This window comes from Streptomyces sp. V3I8, assembly GCF_030817535.1.
In the GTDB taxonomy this organism is placed as follows: Bacteria; Actinomycetota; Actinomycetes; order Streptomycetales; family Streptomycetaceae; genus Streptomyces.
The window spans coordinates 4,317,093-4,335,352 of the sequence record NZ_JAUSZL010000002.1; the positions used below are offsets into that span (position 1 = coordinate 4,317,093).

Here is an 18,260-nt window from a genome sequence, read left to right on the forward strand (position 1 = left end):
TGGGCCAGTGAATCACGCGGACATTGGGCCTTCTGACCGGTCCACCCCGGCCGTAGCGTCGCGGCCATGAGGAACCGAACAGCAGGGGACGCGGCGGCGGCGCGGACTCCCGGGCGGACGAGCCGGCTGGTCCCGCCGACGGGACCGCGGCGGGTCCTGGCCCTGGCCCAATTGAGCAACTCCGTGGGGGACGGCGCCTTCTTCGTCACCTCCGCCCTCTACTTCACGCATGTCGTCGGACTCGCGCCCACGCGCGTGGGGCTCGGTCTCACGGTGGCGTGGGCGGTCGGCTCGGTGGCGGGCGTGCCTCTGGGCCGGCTCGCCGACCGGCGGGGGCCGCGCGGCACGGCGGTGCTACTGGCCCTGGCCACGGGTCTCGCCGTGGCGTCCTTCCTGGTCGTACGCGGCTTCGTGCCGTTCGTGCTGGCGGCGTGCGCGTACGCGACCGCCCAGTCGGGGCTCGCGGCCGCCCGGCAGGCACTGCTGGCCGGCCTGGTGTCCCGCGAGGAGCGCACGGGCCTGCTCGCGCACCTGCAGTCCACGCTCAACGCCGGGCTCGCGGTGGGGGCGGGCCTCGGCGGGCTCGCGCTGCACATCGGGTCCCGGGCCGCCTACCTCGGGGTGTTCGCGCTGGACGCGGTGAGCTTCCTGCTGTGCGCGGCGGTGCTGCTGCGGCTGCCCGCCGTCGCACCGGGGCACGCGCGCGTGGGGGCCGGTCGAGGGTCTGGGCGGGGCGGTCGGGGGCCTGGGCGGGGCGGTCGAGGGTCTGGGCGGGGCGACGTGCCCGGTGTGCTGCGCGATCGTCCCTACGCCGTCGTGGCGCTGCTCAACACCGTGCTGCTCCTGCGGATGCCGCTGCTGAGCCTCGGCATCCCGCTGTGGATCGCCGAGCGGACCGAGGCCCCGACGTGGACGGTCTCCGCCCTCTTCGTGCTCAACACGGCCGCGGTGATGCTCTTCCAGGTCCGCACGGCCCTCGGGGTGACGGACCCGGTGTCGGCCACGCGCGCGGTACGCCGTTCGGGGTTCGTGATGCTGGCCTCGTGCGCGGTGTTCGCCCTGTCGGCCGGGCCGTCGCCCTGGGCGGCGGTCGGCGTGCTGACGGCCGGCGCGGTGCTCCAGGTTGTCGCCGAGATGCAGCAGTCGGCGGGCTCCTGGCAGCTCTCCTTCGACCTCGCGCCCGCCGACCGCACGGGCGAGTACCAGGGCTTCTTCGGCACGGGTGTGACGGTGGCCCGGACACTCGGCCCGCTGGTGCTGACGACGCTGCTCGTGGACTGGGGGACACCCGGCTGGCTGCTCCTGGGCGGGCTGACACTGGCGGCCTCGTGCGCGATGGGTCCCGCGGTGCGGTGGGCGACGGCCGGCCGGGCCACCGTGCCCCCGGTCAGGGCCGGTTCGCCCGTACCGGTGAACCGGCCCTGACCGGGGGCACCGGAAGCACCGGGAGCGAGTCCGCGAACAGGGCCCCCGCGAGCAGCCCGCTGCTTCCGCGAGGGCTCCACGCGCGCGCGTGGAGGTCCTCGTCGAAGGCGTCCAGAGCCGCGCGGCCCGCCCCGGTGGACGTGCCGCCCGCCTCGACGACCGCGCGGGCGCCCGCCTGGACGTGCCGCAGACCGTGCGGACCTGCCGTGTACAGCAGCTCCGTGTCCTGGAGGGTCGACATGACGGTCAGCAGGGCGTCGAGGCGCGCGTACGGCTCGGGGACACCCGCGGTGCGGGCCGCGGCCAGCGCCTCCAAGGCCCGGCGCACGTGCGGGAATCCGGCCCTCGCCTCGCCCCGGGCGCCGGCCGCTCCGTACTTCGCGGAGACCGACGAACCGCGCGAGGGCCGTCGTGGCGCGCGCCGGTCGGAGTGGGCGGCGATGCGCTTGGCGGTCGCGGTCACATCCCGTCCGGCGGCCCGGGGTTCCAGGGCGGCGGCCGCGACCAGCAGGCCGAGCACCCACAGCGCCCCGCGGTGCCCGCCGCCCGCCAGGGCCACCGAGTGCTCGGTGGAGCGTCCGATCGCCCCGAGTTCCGCGCGGAGTCCGGGCGTCGCGGAGCCGGTGCGGCGCGCGGCCGCCGCCATCGCCGCGAGTCCCGGTTCCAGCGCCCTGGCCGACCAGCGCAGGGAGCAGTGGTCCTCGCCCGTCGCGCGGGCACCGAGATCGCGCGGGTCGGGCAGACCTGGTTTGGGGGTCAGCGCCAGCTGCCCGACGAGCGCGGCCACGGCGGCCCGCGCCAGCGTCTCGTCCTCACGGCTGCTCATCGCCACGGCCCGTTACGAGGAGGCGGCCGAGGGGATGCCCGGGAGGGCGGCCGAGGAGGCGGCCGAGGGGGCGGCCCCGCTCGGGGGCGTACCGCCGGTGACCGCGCGTGCGTGGCACCGCGCCGAACCCGCGCTTTTACGTGTTCCTGTCATGAGCGGCATGACAGGAACAGTAGGGGGACGAGCCGTCAGGGACCTGAGGGAAGGCTGTGAGCGACCTGAGAATGCCGCGGAGACCGGGATCGGCGGGAGTCGGCGGGGTCGGCGGAAAACACCCCGCCAGGAGGCGGTGGCGGGCGTTGTCAGAAGGCCATCAGCGGCGTGCCCTCGCGCCACTTGAGCATCTTGTCGAAGCTGACCACGGCCCCGCCCCTGACGGAACTGTTGCCGATGTGGACATGGTCGGCGAGCTCCTGGATCAGACACAGACCCCGGCCGTGCTCCGCGTCGCTGCGGGAGGGCCGGATGGGCGCACGATTGCGTCCCGCGGGAAAACCCGGACCCGAGTCGGTCACCTCGATCCGGCACTTGTCGCCGTCCAGATAGGCCGTCACCCGGTAGGCCTCGGCGGGCTCACCCGGATCCGCGTCGCCGCCGTGTTCGACGGCGTTGGCGCACGCTTCGCTGAGCGCGACGGAGATGTCGTAGGAGATGTCCGGGTCCACCCCCGCGGACTCCATGGTGCCGATCAGCAGGCGCCGGGCGAGCGGAACACTCGCCGCCTCACGCCGGAGATGGAGGGACCACCAGATGCTCATGCGCCAGCCTCCTGGCCGCGGCTCGACATACCGTTACGTATTGCCGGGCGGGACCGTACATAAGCGTCCGGCCGACGTGATGCCGCCCATAAGGAGGATGTGCCGGCGCCATCTGCCGGTGTATGTGCGGGCGACTCGTACCAGAACATGATCTTCCGGACCGTACGTCATCTTGCGGACCTGCCGTACGGCGCGGGCCGGGCCAGTGCGATGATGAGCCCGCCATGACTGCCCCCCGCCAGCGCGCGCGCACCGGAGGTGATCTCCGGGTCCTGAGGGCCTCGGTGTTCACCGCGGTCTGTGTCGTGCTGGCCGCGGCGGGTCACTCCATCGCCTCCTGCGCGACGGTTCCGCTGTGGTCGCTCGGCGCGGGATTCCTCGCCGTCTTCGCCGTCGCGGCCCCGCTCGCCGGACGTGAACGCTCGCTGCCGGGCATCACCGTGCTCCTCGCGACCGGCCAGACGGTCCTGCACACGCTCTTCGGGCTGGGCCAGCACGGCACGTCGGCCGCCGCGTCCACCGGCGTGGACGCCTCGCTCGTGGCCAAGGCCGCACGGCTGGTGTGCGGCGCGTCCGTCGCGACCCTCAGCCCCGCCCAGGCACAGCGCATCCTCGCCGACGCCCGACTCGGCGCGGGTGGCAGCGGCAGCGGCAGCGGCGGTACGGGCGGGAACGGGGGCGCCGTCCACGCCCTGCACGGACAGATGGGCGCCATGCCGGTGGCCGACGGAACATCGGTGTCGGCGCTGCCGTCGCTGCCGATGCTCCTGGGCCACGTGCTCGCCGCCGCCGCCACCGGATGGCTGCTGCGCCGCGGGGACATCGCCCTGCGGCGCCTCCTGCGGCTCTCGGCACACGGCGTGGCGGAGGGGACGCTCGTCCCCCTGCGCGGGGCCCTGGCGCTCGTACGCGCTCTTCTGGCGGGCCTTCCCGGCGCGGTCCCGGCGATGCCGGGCGCACCGCGCGCGTGGCGGTACGAGCCACCGGTCCCGCGGACGACCGCTCTTCAGCACTCGGTCAGCCGGCGCGGTCCGCCGGCCGGCACGGCACTCGCCCTCGCCGCCTGACACGACGCACCACTTCGGACGTACCACTCCGGGGGTGCCGTCGTGCGGCACGCGCGCGTGCCCGCTCTTTCACGCGCGCAATCCCCGTTCTCCGACGAACCAGTGCTGAAAGTGGAGTGTCCCGCAATGAAGGTTTCCCGTATCGCCGCGACCGGTGCCGTCGCCGCCTCCGCCGTTCTCGTCCTGTCCGGACCCGCGTTCGCGCACGTCAGCGTGCAGCCCGAGGGCACGGCCGCCAAGGGCGGCTACGCGACGGTCAACTTCAAGGTGCCGAACGAGCGCGACAACGCCTCGACCACCAAGCTGGAGATCAATTTCCCGGCCGACCACCCGCTCGCCTCGGTCATGCCGCAGCCCGTCGACGGCTGGGACGTCAAGGTCACCGAGTCCAAGCTCGACAAGCCGCTCGAACTGCACGGCGAGAAGATCAACAAGGCCGTCACCAAGGTCACCTGGACCGCGGACGGCAAGGGCATCGAGCCCGGCTACTTCCAGAAGTTCCCGCTCTCCATCGGCGCGCTGCCCGAGGACACCGACGAACTGGTGTTCAAGGCGATCCAGACGTACTCCAACAAGGAGGTCGTGCGCTGGATCGAGACCCAGGAGGACGGCGAGGAGGAGCCCGAGACGCCGGCTCCGGTGCTCGCGCTGTCCGCGGCCACCGACGACCACCACGGGGCCGCCGCCTCCGACGACGACGCCGATGCCGACGCCGACGCCGAGAAGAGCGACGACACGAAGGCCGCCGCCGACACCACCGAGGCCGCCGACACCGACAGCAGCGACACCACGGCCCGCGTGCTGGGCGTCGTGGGCATCGTCGTCGGCGTGGCGGGCGTGGCGTTCGGTGTTCTCGCCGGCCGTCGGCGTACCAACGCCTAAGTCCAGTCCGACCGACCGACCCAACGTCGGACGCCCCACCGGAACCCCCGGCCGGCCCTTGCCGGCCGGGGGCCCGGGCCCGTGCCTCACGGCCGGGTGCGGCGTCCCCGGGAGAATGCACTATGCGCAAGAAGACCCATGTCGTGGCGGCTCTGCTCGCCGCGGCCGCTCTGACTCTTTCCGCCTGCGGCAGCGGTGACAGCGACAGCGGCAACAGCGTCGCCGAGGTGTCCGAGGAGGCCGGCTCCGACAAGGCCGCCACCGTCCTCGACAAGCCGTTCGAAAAGCCCGACCTCGTCCTCACCGACACCCAGGGCGAGAAGTACGACCTCCGCGAGGCGACCCAGGGCAAGCCGACACTCGTCTACTTCGGCTACACCAACTGCCCCGACGTCTGCCCGCTGACGATGAACAACATCGCCGTCGCCAAGAAGCAACTGGCCCAGGACAAGCAGCTGTCCCAGAAGGAGAAGGACTCGCTCCGCGTCGTGTTCGTCACGACCGACCCGGAACGCGACACCTCCGCCGCGCTCGGCAAGTGGCTCAAGGGCATCGATCCCGACGTCGTCGGCCTGACCGGTTCGTTCGACACGATCCAGGCGGGTGCCCGCACGCTCGGCATCTCCATCGAGGCGCCGACGAAGGACAAGGACGGCAAGGTCACGTCGATGCACGGCACGCAGGTCATCGCCTTCTCGCCGAAGACCGACGCCGGGTACGTGCTGTACGGCGAGGACGCCACCGTCGACGACTACACCAAGGATTTCCCCGCGCTGATCAGGGGCGAGAAGCCGTGACACGTCGCACGGCGGCCGCGGCCGCCCTGGTACTGGCCGGCGCACTGGCCCTGGCGGGCTGCGGGGACGCGGACTCCGACGGGTCGGGGGGTTCGGGAACCTCGGGAAGCGACCTGTCGGTGACCTCCGTCTACATGCCGCAGCCGGTCTCGGACTCCATGGCGGCCGGTTTCCTGGTCATCGCCAACGACGGCGGCTCCGGCGACAGGCTGACCTCCGTCACCAGCGACGTCGCCGGCGAGGTCACCATCCACACGACCGTCGGGCAGACGATGGAGCAGGTGAAGGACCTCGGCATCCCCGCCCACGGCAAGCTCGTCCTGGCGAGCGGTGGCGACCACCTCATGTTCGAGAAACTCCGGCGCAAGCCGAAGGAGGGCGACACGGTGTCCCTGGAGCTGCACTTCACGGGGTCCGGGCCGATCAAGGTCGAGATGCCGGTGAAGTCCGCCACCTACCAGCCGTCGTCGGCGACGAATTCGTCCGCGCGGTCGTCCACGCGGTCGTCCACGCGGTCGTCCGCGTACCTGTCCGCGTACCTGTCCACGACATCGCACCACTGAGGGAGGGACCACCGTTGAGCCAGACCACCGCTCCCCGCGTGCGGACGCTGCTGTTGCTGCTGCTCGCCGTCGTCGGCGCGCTTCTCGCCGGGGCCGCGCCCGTCTCCGCGCACGCCGCACTGACCGGGAGCGACCCCCAGCAGGGAGCGGTGGTCGCCGAGGCGCCCGCCCAGGTGTCGCTCACCTTCTCCGAGCAGGTCGCGATGTCCGACGGCTCGGTGCGCGTGCTCGATCCCAAGGGCAAGCGCGTCGACACCGGCAGGACGTCCGGGCAGGGCGGCAACACCTACGCGGTGAAGCTGCACTCCGGCCTGCCCGACGGCACGTTCACCGTCACCTACCAGGTGGTGTCGGCGGACAGCCACCCCGTCTCCGGCGCCTTCACCTTCTCCATCGGGGCGCCCTCGAAGACCACCGTCGCCGTGTCCGACCAGGAGGCCGGCGGCGGGATCGTGGGCGGCCTCTACGGCTTCGCCCGCTATGTGTCGTACACCGGTTTCATCCTCCTCGTCGGCGGCTCGGCCTTCGTGCTGGCCTGCTGGCAGGGGGGCTCCGGCGTACGGGCGGTGCAGCGGCTCGTGGTCTCGGGGTGGCTCGCCCTGACCGGGGCCACGCTCGCCATGCTGCTGCTGCGCGGCTCGTACACCGGTTCGGGGAAGGTCGGGGACATCTTCGACCTGAACCTCCTCAGCCAGGTGCTGCAGACCAAGACGGGCGCCGCCCTGGTGTCGCGGCTGCTGCTGCTCGCGGCGGCCGCGCTGTTCATCGCCGTGCTCTTCGGGGCGTACGAGAAGCGCGAGGACGACGAGGAGAAGAACGACCTGACCTTCGGGCTCGCCATCGGCGGGTCCGTCGTGGCGGCCGGTCTCGCCGCCACGTGGGCGATGGCCGAGCACGCCTCGACCGGTCTGCAGGCGGGCATCGCGATGCCCGCCGACGTACTGCACCTGCTGGCCGTCGCGGTCTGGCTCGGGGGGCTGTCGACACTGCTCGTGGTGCTCTACCGCACCCCGTCGTCGATCGAGGCGTCCGCCGTACGCCGCTTCTCCCGCGTCGCGTTCGGCAGCGTGGCCGTACTGGTCGTCACCGGCGTCTATCAGTCGTGGCGGCAGGTCGGTACGTGGTCCGCGCTCACGGGGACGGGGTACGGACAGCTGCTGATGATCAAGGTCGCCCTGGTGGTCGTCCTCGTCGGCATCGCGTGGTTCTCACGGCGCTGGACCGGTCTGCTGGCGCAGGCACCCGTCAAGGAGCCAGCGAAGGTCCCGGTCGGTGCCTCGGCCTCGAAGAAGTCGAACGGCTCGAAGGGACCGAAAGGGCCGAAGGGTCCGAAGGGTCCGAAGGGATCCACCGGATCGAAAGAGTCCGGCGAGTCGAAGGGGTCCGGCGGGCCGCAGCGATCCGACGGCTCCGGGAGCTCCAGGGGCTCCGGGAGCTCCGACGGCTCCACGGGGCGTCCGGACAAGAAGGCAGCGGTCTCCGACGGTGGGGACGGCAAGCGGGCCGCCCAGCTGGCGCGGCAGCGGGCCGCGGTGGCCACCACGCGGGAGAAGCGCCTGCGGGACGCCGACCCGCTCCGCTCGGGTCTGCGCCGCTCGGTACTCGGCGAGGCGGGTGTCGCGATCGTCCTGCTGGCCGTCACCACGGTGCTGACCTCCACCGAGCCCGGGCGTACGGAGGAGGAGGCCAAGGCCACCGCCGCCGCCTCGGAACAGACCGGCGGGGCGCTGTCGCTGGACATCCCGTTCGACACGGGCGGCCAGGACGGCAAGGGCATAGCCCGCGTCGAACTGGACCCGGCCCGCGTCGGCGGCAACGACATGCACGTCTACGTGGAGCGGGCCAACGGCAAAGCCTTCGACGTCCCCGAGGTCAAGATCGCCTTCACACTGAAGGCGAAGGACATCGGGCCGCTGCCCGTGGTCCCCGACCGCATCGCCACCGGACACTGGACGGCGAGCGGGGTGCAGATCCCGATGGCGGGCAGCTGGCAGATCGCGGTGACCGTGCGCACCTCCGACATCGACCAGGTGACCGTGGACAAGAACGCGCAGATCGGCTGAACGACACCATGGCTGAACAGGCTGAACAACCCACTCCCGAGCCCTCCTCCAAGAGCGTCGTCTCGCGGCGGCGCCTGCTCGGCACCGCTGGCGCGACAGGCCTCGCGCTGGGCGCCGCGGGGGGCGCCGCCGGGTACGCCGCCGCACCCGCCGTGCCCGCCGCCGACCGGACCGCGCTCCTCAGTTCGGTGGGCGCGGACGAGGTGATGTTTCACGGGAAACATCAGCCGGGCATCACGACCGCCCTCCAGGCCCGCGGCCACCTCGTCGCCTTCGACCTGCGCGCGGGCGCCGGCCGCAGGGAGGCGGCGGCCCTGCTGCGGCGCTGGTCCACGACGGCGCGGCGGCTGATGGCGGGCGAGGCGTCCGCGAGCGGGGACACCGGCGTGGCGCGTGACGCCGGGCCGTCGTCCCTCACGGTCACCTTCGGCTTCGGCCACAGCTTCTTCGCCCGTACGGGGCTGGAGAAGCGGCGCCCGGTCGCGCTCGACCCGCTGCCCGACTTCTCCTCGGACCACCTCGACAAGGCCCGCAGCAACGGCGACCTGTGGGTGCAGATCGGTGCGAACGACTCCCTCGTCGCCTTCCACGCCCTGCGCGCGATCCAGCAGGACGCGGGCGACGCGGCCCGGGTGCGCTGGCAGATGAACGGCTTCAACCGCTCGCCCGGCGCCACCACCCGTCCGATGACGACCCGCAACCTGATGGGGCAGATCGACGGCACGCGCAACCCCAAGCCGTCGGAGCCCGACTTCGACCGGCGGATCTTCGTGCCCGACGCGGGCGACCCGTCCTGGATGGCGGGCGGCTCGTACGCCGTCGTACGCCGGATCCGGATGCTCCTCGACGACTGGGAGAAGCTCTCGGTCAAGGATCAGGAGGACGTGATCGGACGCCGGAAGTCCGACGGCGCGGCACTGTCCGGCGGCACCGAGGCGACCGCGATGGACCTGGAGAAGACCGGCGGCGACGGCAGACTCGTGGTGCCCGTCAACGCGCACGCCCGGATCACCCGGCCCGACGAGAACGGCGGCGCGGCGATGCTCCGCCGGCCCTTCTCCTTCCACGACGGCATCGACGCGGACGGGGTGCCGGACGCGGGCCTGCTCTTCGTGTGCTGGCAGGCCGACCCGTTGCGCGGCTTCGTCCCGGTGCAGCGCAAGCTCGACCGCGGGGACGCGCTGTCCGCCTTCATCCGGCATGAGTCGAGCGGACTGTTCGCGGTGCCCGGCGGGGCGACGGAGGGGGAGTACGTGGGGCAGGAGCTGCTGGAGGGGTGACGGTCGCTCACCGGGGCCACGGAGACCGCCGGGGCGTGTCGCGGAAGCGTGAGCCGGGTCCCGCAAGGCCCATTAGGGTGAGGCCATGCCAGCCAGCTACGCGTATCTCGGCCCCGAGGGCACCTTCACCGAAGTAGCCCTGCGGACCCTCCCGGAGTCGGCCACCCGGCAGCTCGTCCCGATGGTGTCCGTCCCCGCGGCGCTCGACGCCGTCCGGACGCGCGAGGTCGAGGCCGCGTTCGTGCCGATCGAGAACTCGGTGGAGGGCGGCATCACCACCACGGTCGACGCACTGGCCGTCGGCGAACCGCTGATGATCTACCGCGAGGTGCTCCTGTCGATCACCTTCGCGCTGCTGGTCCGTCCCGGTACGAAGCTCTCCGACATCAAGACGGTCAGCGCGCACCCGGCCGCCCAGCCGCAGGTGCGCAACTGGATGCGGAACAACCTCCCGGACGTCACCTGGGAGTCGGCTGCCTCCAACGCGGACGGCGCCCGCCTGGTGCAGGAGGGACGCTACGACGCGGCCTTCGCGGGCGAGTTCGCGGCGGAGCGGTACGGCTTGGAGGCGCTGGAGACCAATATCCACGACGCGGAGAACGCGCAGACCCGGTTCGTCCTGGTGGGCAGGCCCGCCCGGCCCGCGGCGCCGACCGGCGCGGACAAGACGTCCGTGGTCATCTGGCAGCGCGACGACCACCCCGGCGCCCTGCTGGAACTGCTCCAGGAGTTCGCCGTCCGCGGGATCAACCTGATGCTGCTGCAGTCCCGGCCGACCGGTGAGGGCATCGGCAACTACTGCTTCGCGATCGACGCGGAGGGGCACGTCGCGGACCGCCGGGTGGCGGAGGCGCTGATGGGGCTGAAGCGGATCTGTCCGCAGGTGCGGTTCCTCGGGTCCTATCCGCAGGCCGACGTCGATCTCAAGGACGTGCGCCCGCCGCGGGCCGGTACGTCGGACAGCGAGTTCGCGGCGGCCTCGGACTGGCTGGCGCGCTGCCAGGACGGCCGCTTCTAGCCGGCCCTGCCACTCCGCTCCGTCGGCCCTGCCACTCCGCTCCGCCGGTCCGTCCACACCGCGCTGCGCCGGTCCTGCCGAATCGGTCCTGCCGGGTCCGTCCTACCTGCAGATTTTCTCCGTCCACAAAGTTATCCACAGGCGCGCTTCTCGACCTGGGGACAAGTCGACAACGAAGTGGCGCCCGGTCGACAAATCGGCCTACAGGCCCCAATTGCGTCCACAGCTCGACAGATCACCCTTCGTCCACCCGTTTTCCCTGCCCAATCCCTTAGAGCGAGCCATTTCCACTCGAATGTGGGTGTAGAGAGGGTTTGATTTGCGAATCCCTCGCCCCGAATGCGGCTTTCGGGATGATCGCTTCCGGTGTCCACAGATCTTTCGCACAGCCTGTGGATAACTTTCCCGAACTGTGGATTCCTGTGGACAACCCGCTCCCAAGTCCCGCGTCCCACAAGGGACTCGGGTCAACTCGCCGCACGCCACCCACCCCCGTCCGGGGAGCGGACGCCCTCCGTGTTGACGCAATTCGGACGCGACGCGGACGCAATTCGTCGCATCGAAAATTCTCCCAAACCATGACAGAAGAGGCAGATCGGAATACCGGGTCGTGCCGTGTAACCCCGCACCGGTAGCCTTGTGGGGTGATTGACCTTCGCCTGCTCCGTGAGGACCCCGACCGTGTCCGCGCCTCCCAGCGCGCCCGTGGAGAGGACGTCGCGCTCGTCGACGCCCTCCTCTCCGCCGACGAGCGGCGCAGGTCGTCCGGCGTTCGCTTCGACGAGCTGCGCTCCGAGCAGAAAGCGCTCGGCAAGCTCATTCCCAAGGCCTCGGGCGACGAGAAGGCCGAGCTGCTCAAGAAGACCGGACTGCTCGCAGCCGACGTCAAGGCGGCCGACGCCGAGCAGCACGAGGCGGACGAGGAGACCAAGCGCCTCCTGCAGCAGCTCGGCAACCTCGTGCACCCGGACGTCCCGGTCGGCGGCGAGGAGGACTTCGTCGTCCTGGAGACGCACGGCACGATCCGCGACTTCGGCGCCGAGGGCTTCGAGCCCAAGGACCACCTGGAGCTCGGCGAGGCCTTGGGCGCCATCGACGTCGAGCGCGGTGCCAAGGTGTCCGGCTCGCGCTTCTACTACCTGACGGGGGTCGGCGCGCTCCTGGAGCTCGCCCTCGTCAACGCGGCGATCGCGCAGGCCACGGAGGCCGGCTTCATCCCGATGCTGACCCCGGCGCTGGTCCGCCCGCGCGCCATGGAGGGCACCGGCTTCCTCGGCCAGGCCGCGGAGAACGTGTACCACCTGGAGAAGGACGACTTCTACCTGGTCGGCACCTCCGAGGTCCCGCTCGCGGCGTACCACATGGACGAGATCCTGGACGCCGACAAGCTGCCGCTGCGCTACGCGGGCTTCTCCCCGTGCTTCCGCCGCGAGGCCGGCACGTACGGCAAGGACACCCGGGGCATCTTCCGCGTGCACCAGTTCGACAAGGTCGAGATGTTCTCGTACGTCGCCCCCGAGGACGCGGAGAGCGAGCACCAGCGGCTCCTGGAGTGGGAGAAGCAGTGGCTGACCGGCCTCGGGCTGCCCTTCCAGGTCATCGACGTGGCCTCGGGCGACCTGGGCGCGTCCGCCTCGCGCAAGTTCGACTGCGAGGCGTGGATCCCGACCCAGGGCAAGTACCGCGAGCTGACCTCCGCCTCGAACTGCGACGGCTTCCAGGCGCGCCGCCTGTCGGTGCGCATGCGGGACGGCAAGAAGGTGCAGCCGCTCGCGACACTGAACGGCACGCTGTGCGCGGTCCCGCGCACGATCGTGGCGATCCTGGAGAACCACCAGCTGGCCGACGGTTCCGTGCAGGTGCCCGAGGTGCTCCGTCCGTACCTGGGCGGCCGCGAGGTACTGGAGCCGATCGCCAAGTGAGCGGTTCCACCGGGGCGTTCCCCTACAAGCTCGTGGCGACCGACCTCGACGGAACGTTGCTGCGCTCCGACGACACGGTCTCGGAGCGCACACGTACGGCACTCGCCGCGGCCACCGTGGCGGGTGCCGCGCACCTCGTCGTCACCGGCCGGGCGGTCCCCTGGACCCGGCACATCCTCGACGACCTCGGGTACGAGGGGCTCGCGGTGTGCGGCCAGGGCGCACAGCTGTACGACGCCGGGGCGCACCGGCTGCTCACGTCAGTGACCCTCGACCGGCAGGTGGCGGGTCTGGCGCTCGCCAAGATCGAGGCGGAGGTCGGTCCGCTGGCCCTCGCCGCGAGCCGCGACGGCCTCGACGGTGACGTCCTGATCGGCCCCGGCTACCGGGTGCAGGGGCTGCTGAAGGCCGTTCCGTTCACCGACGTGGCCGAGCTGTGGGCCGAACCCCTGACCAAGATGTACATCCAGCATCCCCGCCTCACCGACGACGAACTGGCCTCCGCGGCGCGGGCGGCGGCCGGTTCCATGGTGAGCGTCGTGATGGCGGGCGAGGGCATCGTGGAGATCCTGCCCCTGGGCCTGTCGAAGGCCACGGGGCTCTCGCTGGCGGCCCGCCGCCTGGGCGTGAAGGCCGCCGACACGATCGCCTTCGGCGACATGCCGAACGACATCCCGATGTTCGCCTGGTCGTCCCACGGCGTGGCGATGGCCAACGCCCACACCGAACTCAAGGCCGTGGCCGACGAGCTGACCACGTCGAACGACGAGGACGGCATCGCGGTGGTACTGGAACGACTGCTGAGCTAGCCGCCCCCGTGCCGGGAACGGCTGCCGGTCCGGTCTCCTGCTGGGCGGCTGGCGGCTGGCGGCTGGCGGCTGGCGGCTGGCGGCTGGCGGCTGGCGGCTGGCGGCTGGCGGCTGGCGGCTGGCGCAAAAAGGCGGACGAGCGGGAAAGTCACCGCCGCGAAGCGGCACGTGCGATCCCGCCCGCCCGGTCAAAGCGACAGCGTCACGCGGAGGATGCGCGGATCGAACGCGCGCGGGCTGAAAACCCGACCACGGCTTAGCAAGCCGGTGCCTTACCGCTCGGCCAATCCTCCGGGTGGGCGGCCCGCGCCAACGTGCGCGCTCGAAGCGGCCGCCCCGGGCAGCTCCCTCACGGGGCCGGACTCGACGGAGCTGACTACTCCGGAGCCCGTGCGCTGCCCTGCCGGGAACTCGACGAACTGCTACTGACAGGCATCGTCGCGCTCCTCTCCCGGACTGCGGCGCCGGAGGAATCGCGGCGGTCTGGACACGACCACTGTGCCCGTGGGGCGGGCCGGACGCCACCGAATAAAACGGCACCCGGTCCGGCATCCCCCGCCAAAGGTCAGCGGCGCCGCCATCTGCGTCGCCGGGCCTTGCTGAAGAACCAGCCCGCGGGCGGCTCGTCGGAGCGCCAGGGCTGTGGATCGGGCCCGCCGTCACGCCAGCGGGCGGCGAGCATACGGGCACGCGCCGACGGCTCGGCCGTATCGGCGGACCGTATGAAGTCGTCGTCGAGGACGAGCTCGTCCCAGGTCTCCCCGGCGCCCTCCCCCTGGTCCCCGGCGTCGCCGGGACCGCGTCCGTCACCGCGTGGTGCCTGCGCAGTCATCCCCGTTCCTCCTCGTCGCATCCCCTCGGGCAAGTGTGCCGTCGCCCGCGTAAGGCGGACTTCAAGACCAAGTCGTCGCGGCTCCCCGCACACGCACGCGTGGAGCCGCGACACTTCCCCGACCACGGAGGTCACGAGGCCTCCCGGTTCGGGGGGGGGGGACTACTCCTCGCCGGCCAGCGTCAGCGTCCGCAGTTTCTGACCCGCGAACCAGGTGGCGGCGACGGTCACCACGACCAGCAGCACCGTGCCGGTGGCGAGGCTCACGTCCGAGGTGACGAGGTCCCCGGAGACCTTGTGGCCCACGGCGAGCGCCCACTGCTGGACACTGAGCGTCCTCGCCCCCGAGACCAGCGTCCCGAAGAGCGCCTCCCACACGAGCGCGTAGACGAGCCCGAAGACCACCGCGTGCCGCGTGATCGTGCCGAGCAGCAGGAAGAGCGCGGCGTACGCGATGGAGGCGACCAGCGCCGCCACGGTGTAGGCGACGGCGATCTGCTGGCCGTTGCCGTTCAGGATCATCCCGGCGAGGAACGTCGGGACCGCCGAGAACGCCATGGTGACGGCGACGGCGACGATCAGCTTGGTGAAGATGATCGTGGGGCGCTTGAGCGGCTTGGCGAGCAGGTAGACGACCGAGCCGTCGTCGATCTCGGGACCGATCGCGCCGGTGCCGGCGATGACACCGATGATCGGCACCATCGTGGCGAGCGCGAATCCGCCGAGGACGTCCGCGGCCACCTGGTCGTCGGCGCCCGTGAAACCGCGTACGGCCACGGAGATGACGATCAGCAGGACGGGCAGGGCGCCCAGGATGAGGGCCCGGCGGCGGCCGAGGAGGCCGCGGTAGGTGAGCCGGGCGACTGTGGGGTCGTACATCTTTCGGCCTCCTACGCCGCGACGAGATACGAGAAGACGGACTCGAGGGACTCGTCCGACGGTGAGACCGTGAGCAGCCGGATGCCGTGGTCGCGTGCCACCCGCGGCAGCAGCGCCGTGAAACGGGGGAAGTCGACGGCCTGGATGCGCAGCGCGCCCTCCTGGAGGTCCACTTCGATGCCGGACGTCGACGGGTCGGCGATGAGCGCGGCCGCGAGCACGCGGTCGTCGCTGGAGCGGACCAGGTAGCGGTGCGGGCGGTCGATCATCAGGCGGCGGATGCGGCGGAAGTCGCCGCTCGCCGCGTGCCGTCCGGCGACGATCACCTCGATGTGCGAGGCGAGCTGCTCGACCTCCTCGAGGATGTGCGACGAGAAGAGGACCGTGCGGCCCTCGTCGCCCATGCGCCGCAGCAGGTCCATCAGCTGCATGCGCTGGCGCGGGTCCATGCCGTTGAAGGGCTCGTCGAGCAGGAGCAGCGACGGGTCGTGGACGAGCGCGGAGGCCATCTTCACGCGCTGGCGCATGCCCTTGGAGTACGTCGAGATCTTGCGGTCCTGCGCGTACTCCATCTCCACGGTGGCGAGCGCGCGATGGGCGGCCTTGTCGCCGAGCCCGTGCAGTTCGGCGTTGGCGACGACGAACTCGCGGCCCGTGAGGAAGTCGTACATCGCCTCGCGCTCGGGGACGATGCCGATCTGCCGGTAGATCTCCTCGTTGCGCCAGGTCGGCCTGGAGTCGAGGGTGACGGAGCCGGTGGAGGGGGCCAGGAAGCCGCCCATCATGTTGATGAGGGTGGACTTCCCGGCGCCGTTCGGGCCGAGCAGGCCGGTGACACCGGGGCCGATGGTCATGGTGATGTCGTTGACGGCCACCACGTTGCCGAACCAGCGCGAGACGTGGTCGATGGTGAGTGTGCTCATGGGCGCGGCCCGTTCCTCGGGAGGGTGGTGGCGGACGACGGGCGGGCGGTCACAGTCCGGCCTTCCGGTAGCGGCGGATCAGGAGTCCGTAGCAGCCCGCGACGAGCCCCAGGACGACGAGCAGATAGACGACGCCCTGCCCTCCGGAGGGGCCTTCGGCGCCGGGAAAGGCGGACGTGGCGCCCAGGAACGCGGTCTGGACCCCGTCGATGAGCGTGATGGGCGAGAAGAGCCCGAGCCAGGCGATCGCGTCGGTGCTGGACTGCTCGTAGGCGATGGCCTGGACGGTGGACACCGCCCCGTAGGAGATGGTCAGCACGGCGATGACGGCGGCGATGCCGAAGCCGCGGCGCGGGGTGACCGCCGAGATGACCAGGCCGATGCCGGCGAAGAGCAGCGAGAGGAGTGCCACGGAGACGAGCCCTTGCGCGAAGCCCTTGGTCTGGTCGGTGAAGTCGAGTTTGGCCAGCAGCGCGCCCACGTACAGCACGAGGAGCGGCGCGGCGGTGAGCATGAACAGCGCCGAGGCCAGGGCGGCGTACTTGGCACGTACGTAGTCGCCGGTCTCGATGGGGCGCGAGAAGTACAGGGGAACGGTCTTGAAGCGCAGGTCGCGGGAGACGGACTGCGGTCCCTGGGAGGCGACGTACAGGCCGATGACGGCCTGCATGATGATCGCGTAGCGCGTGTAGTCGACGGGCAGGTCCTTCGCCTTGGTGGCGACGGCGACCGCGACCATGATCAGCGCGGGAACGCACATCACCACGAAGAGCAGCATCGGCAGCACCTTCGACTTCACCGAGCGGCCGAGGCCGTACGCGCCGCGCAGGGACTGCGAGTAGAGCGAGCGGCGGGCGTACGCGCGTCCCAGGCGCTGGCCGTCGTAGTTGCGGTAGCCGATGTTGTGGATCCGGGTCTGCTCGCCCGCGCGAGCCGGGACCTGGGCCTGGGCCGAGGCCGTCTGTGCCTGGGGCTGCTCAACCGCCATGGCCGACCGCCTCCTTCCGCTGTTCGTCGCCGTTCTCCGGGGCCCGTTGCGCCTGGGCCTCCCGGGCCGCCTGTTCGTCGCTGTCGGTGAAGACCTCCGCGATGTGGTGCCTGCGCTGTTCCATGCGCACCAGGCCGAGGCCCAGGTCGGCGACGACGTCCCGTACGAGGTCGTACGTCTCCTCGCCCTGTGCGGTGAGCAGCAGGATGTGGCCCGCGCCCGGGAGTCCGCTGCCGTCGTGGGTGTCGATCCCGCGCGCGTGCAGCACGTCGCGCAGGGCGCCGGTGCCGTCCGGGTGCTCGTCCGTGTCGGTGACCTCGACCGCGAGGATCGCGGTGCGCTGGGTGAAGTCCGTGGTGGAGCTGGACCTCAGGAGCTTGCCGCCGTCGATGACGACGACATGGTCGCAGGTGCGCTCCAGCTCGCCCAGCAGGTGCGAGGTGACCAGGACGGAGATGCCGAAGTCGGTGTGGATGCGCCGGATCAGGCCGAGCATCTCGTCGCGGCCGACCGGGTCGAGGCCGTTCGTCGGCTCGTCGAGGAAGACCAGTTGCGGGTCGTGGACCAGCGCCTGGGCCAGCTTGACGCGCTGCTTCATGCCCGTGGAGTAACCGCCGATGGGGCGGTACCGCTCCTCGTAGAGGCCGACGTGGCGCAGCGTGTCCGCGGTGCGTTCACGGGCCGCCGTCGGGGGCAGGCCGGACATGCGCGCCATGTGGACGACGAACTCGGTGGCCGAGACGTCGGGCGGCAGGCAGTCGTGCTCGGGCATGTATCCGACGCGCTCACGGATGTCGCCGCCCCTGGTGGCGACGTCGAGTCCGAGCACGGCGGCGCGGCCCTCGGTGGCGGGGGACAGACCCAGCAGGATCTTGATCAGTGTGGACTTGCCGGCTCCGTTGGCTCCGACGAGTCCGGTCACACCGGGTCCGACGTCCACGGAGAGCCGGTCAAGAGCGGTCACCCTCGGGAACCGCTTGCTCAGGCTTTCGGTCGCGATCACAGTCACGATTCGAAGGTAGTGGCGCAGGCCACATCAGTCGTCAGACCTGGGAGCTGTATCGCCGTCACTCTCCAGTCGTACGGGCCCGTAGGGGTCCCCCTCAGGTCGAACAACCGGCGGCTGCCGCTCCGCATCGGCCGGGCGGGCCGGGCTGACCGGACCGGCCGGGGTTGTCCACAGCGGCCCGGTTCTCCACAGGCCGCAGGCCCGCCCTTGACGCAGCCG

General features: G+C 71.5%; 16 protein-coding genes, 1 tRNA gene and 1 pseudogene. 10 read left to right on the plus strand and 8 right to left on the minus strand.

Going from position 1 to position 18,260, the window contains the following annotated elements:
• The first annotated feature begins 66 nt into the window (after positions 1–66).
• A complete protein-coding gene (locus tag QFZ75_RS19160) occupies positions 67–1,425 on the plus strand; it encodes an MFS transporter (protein WP_307538521.1) in 1,359 nt (452 codons plus the stop codon).
• Here the strand turns inward: QFZ75_RS19160 and QFZ75_RS19165 are convergent.
• Entirely contained in the window at positions 1,388–2,251 is an 864-nt protein-coding gene (locus QFZ75_RS19165) for a triphosphoribosyl-dephospho-CoA synthase (protein ID WP_307538523.1), read from the minus strand. The genes QFZ75_RS19160 and QFZ75_RS19165 overlap by 38 nt on opposite strands.
• 302 nt (positions 2,252–2,553) lie before the next feature.
• A complete protein-coding gene (locus QFZ75_RS19170; RefSeq protein WP_307538525.1) occupies positions 2,554–3,009 on the minus strand; it encodes an ATP-binding protein in 456 nt (151 codons plus the stop codon).
• A 224-nt stretch (positions 3,010–3,233) separates the two neighbouring features.
• On the opposite strand from QFZ75_RS19170, the gene QFZ75_RS19175 reads away from it, so the two are divergent.
• The 9 genes and pseudogenes from QFZ75_RS19175 (at position 3,234) to QFZ75_RS19215 (ending at position 13,410) form a co-directional block, all read left to right on the plus strand.
• Positions 3,234–4,076, plus strand: coding sequence for a hypothetical protein (locus tag QFZ75_RS19175; protein ID WP_307538527.1), 843 nt, complete (start codon positions 3,234–3,236; stop codon positions 4,074–4,076).
• A gap of 126 nt (positions 4,077–4,202) precedes the next feature.
• On the plus strand, positions 4,203–4,958 hold the full coding sequence (locus QFZ75_RS19180; RefSeq protein ID WP_307538529.1) for a YcnI family protein: 756 nt from the start codon (positions 4,203–4,205) through the stop codon (positions 4,956–4,958).
• Positions 4,959–5,080: 122 nt separating this feature from the next.
• Positions 5,081–5,755 (plus strand): SCO family protein, encoded by a 675-nt coding sequence (locus QFZ75_RS19185; RefSeq protein WP_307538530.1) that lies wholly within the window; start codon positions 5,081–5,083, stop codon positions 5,753–5,755.
• A pseudogene (locus tag QFZ75_RS19190) lies at positions 5,752–6,225 on the plus strand (copper chaperone PCu(A)C); the annotation flags it as partial. The gene QFZ75_RS19185 and the pseudogene QFZ75_RS19190, both read left to right, overlap by 4 nt.
• A gap of 107 nt (positions 6,226–6,332) precedes the next feature.
• Positions 6,333–8,381 (plus strand): copper resistance CopC/CopD family protein, encoded by a 2,049-nt coding sequence (locus QFZ75_RS19195; protein ID WP_307538532.1) that lies wholly within the window; start codon positions 6,333–6,335, stop codon positions 8,379–8,381.
• Positions 8,382–8,389: 8 nt separating this feature from the next.
• Positions 8,390–9,661 (plus strand): iron uptake transporter deferrochelatase/peroxidase subunit, encoded by a 1,272-nt coding sequence (gene efeB / locus QFZ75_RS19200; protein WP_307538534.1) that lies wholly within the window; start codon positions 8,390–8,392, stop codon positions 9,659–9,661.
• A gap of 85 nt (positions 9,662–9,746) precedes the next feature.
• On the plus strand, positions 9,747–10,679 hold the full coding sequence (gene pheA / locus QFZ75_RS19205) for a prephenate dehydratase (RefSeq protein ID WP_307538536.1): 933 nt from the start codon (positions 9,747–9,749) through the stop codon (positions 10,677–10,679).
• Between the two features lie 644 nt (positions 10,680–11,323).
• Positions 11,324–12,601 carry a serine--tRNA ligase gene (serS, locus tag QFZ75_RS19210; protein ID WP_307538537.1) on the plus strand — a complete coding sequence of 426 codons (1,278 nt, stop codon included), beginning with the start codon at positions 11,324–11,326 and terminating at the stop codon, positions 12,599–12,601.
• On the plus strand, positions 12,598–13,410 hold the full coding sequence (locus tag QFZ75_RS19215; protein ID WP_307538539.1) for an HAD family hydrolase: 813 nt from the start codon (positions 12,598–12,600) through the stop codon (positions 13,408–13,410). The genes serS and QFZ75_RS19215 overlap by 4 nt, the downstream gene beginning before the upstream one ends.
• Positions 13,411–13,617: 207 nt before the next feature.
• On the opposite strand, the gene QFZ75_RS19220 is transcribed toward QFZ75_RS19215, so the two are convergent.
• The 6 genes from QFZ75_RS19220 to QFZ75_RS19245 all read right to left on the minus strand — a co-directional run bounded on the left by QFZ75_RS19220 (position 13,618) and on the right by QFZ75_RS19245 (position 18,035).
• A tRNA-Ser gene (locus tag QFZ75_RS19220) sits at positions 13,618–13,703 on the minus strand.
• Positions 13,704–13,975: 272 nt separating this feature from the next.
• Complete coding sequence (locus tag QFZ75_RS19225; RefSeq protein WP_307538541.1) at positions 13,976–14,242, minus strand: hypothetical protein; 267 nt, start codon at positions 14,240–14,242, stop codon at positions 13,976–13,978.
• A 162-nt stretch (positions 14,243–14,404) separates the two neighbouring features.
• Positions 14,405–15,121 carry an ABC transporter permease gene (locus QFZ75_RS19230; protein ID WP_307538543.1) on the minus strand — a complete coding sequence of 239 codons (717 nt, stop codon included), beginning with the start codon at positions 15,119–15,121 and terminating at the stop codon, positions 14,405–14,407.
• An 11-nt stretch (positions 15,122–15,132) separates the two neighbouring features.
• Entirely contained in the window at positions 15,133–16,044 is a 912-nt protein-coding gene (locus QFZ75_RS19235; RefSeq protein ID WP_307538545.1) for an ABC transporter ATP-binding protein, read from the minus strand.
• Positions 16,045–16,093: 49 nt separating this feature from the next.
• Entirely contained in the window at positions 16,094–17,032 is a 939-nt protein-coding gene (locus QFZ75_RS19240) for an ABC transporter permease (protein ID WP_307538547.1), read from the minus strand.
• Entirely contained in the window at positions 17,022–18,035 is a 1,014-nt protein-coding gene (locus QFZ75_RS19245) for an ABC transporter ATP-binding protein (RefSeq protein ID WP_307544597.1), read from the minus strand. Before QFZ75_RS19245 ends, QFZ75_RS19240 begins: the two co-directional genes overlap by 11 nt.
• Positions 18,036–18,260: the final 225 nt, after the last annotated feature.

Bases quoted from the DNA above. Each gene is read 5' to 3' on its own strand.
- QFZ75_RS19170 (WP_307538525.1), bottom strand. From the start codon at position 3,009: ATGAGCATCTGGTGGTCCCTCCATCTCCGGCGTGAGGCGGCGAGTGTT.
- QFZ75_RS19175 (WP_307538527.1), top strand. From the start codon at position 3,234: ATGACTGCCCCCCGCCAGCGCGCGCGCACCGGAGGTGATCTCCGGGTC.
- QFZ75_RS19230 (WP_307538543.1), bottom strand. From the start codon at position 15,121: ATGTACGACCCCACAGTCGCCCGGCTCACCTACCGCGGCCTCCTCGGC.
- QFZ75_RS19240 (WP_307538547.1), bottom strand. From the start codon at position 17,032: ATGGCGGTTGAGCAGCCCCAGGCACAGACGGCCTCGGCCCAGGCCCAG.
- QFZ75_RS19225 (WP_307538541.1), bottom strand. From the start codon at position 14,242: ATGACTGCGCAGGCACCACGCGGTGACGGACGCGGTCCCGGCGACGCC.
- QFZ75_RS19185 (WP_307538530.1), top strand. From the start codon at position 5,081: ATGCGCAAGAAGACCCATGTCGTGGCGGCTCTGCTCGCCGCGGCCGCT.
- pheA (WP_307538536.1), top strand. From the start codon at position 9,747: ATGCCAGCCAGCTACGCGTATCTCGGCCCCGAGGGCACCTTCACCGAA.
- QFZ75_RS19165 (WP_307538523.1), bottom strand. From the start codon at position 2,251: ATGAGCAGCCGTGAGGACGAGACGCTGGCGCGGGCCGCCGTGGCCGCG.
- QFZ75_RS19235 (WP_307538545.1), bottom strand. From the start codon at position 16,044: ATGAGCACACTCACCATCGACCACGTCTCGCGCTGGTTCGGCAACGTG.
- QFZ75_RS19180 (WP_307538529.1), top strand. From the start codon at position 4,203: ATGAAGGTTTCCCGTATCGCCGCGACCGGTGCCGTCGCCGCCTCCGCC.
- QFZ75_RS19160 (WP_307538521.1), top strand. From the start codon at position 67: ATGAGGAACCGAACAGCAGGGGACGCGGCGGCGGCGCGGACTCCCGGG.
- efeB (WP_307538534.1), top strand. From the start codon at position 8,390: ATGGCTGAACAGGCTGAACAACCCACTCCCGAGCCCTCCTCCAAGAGC.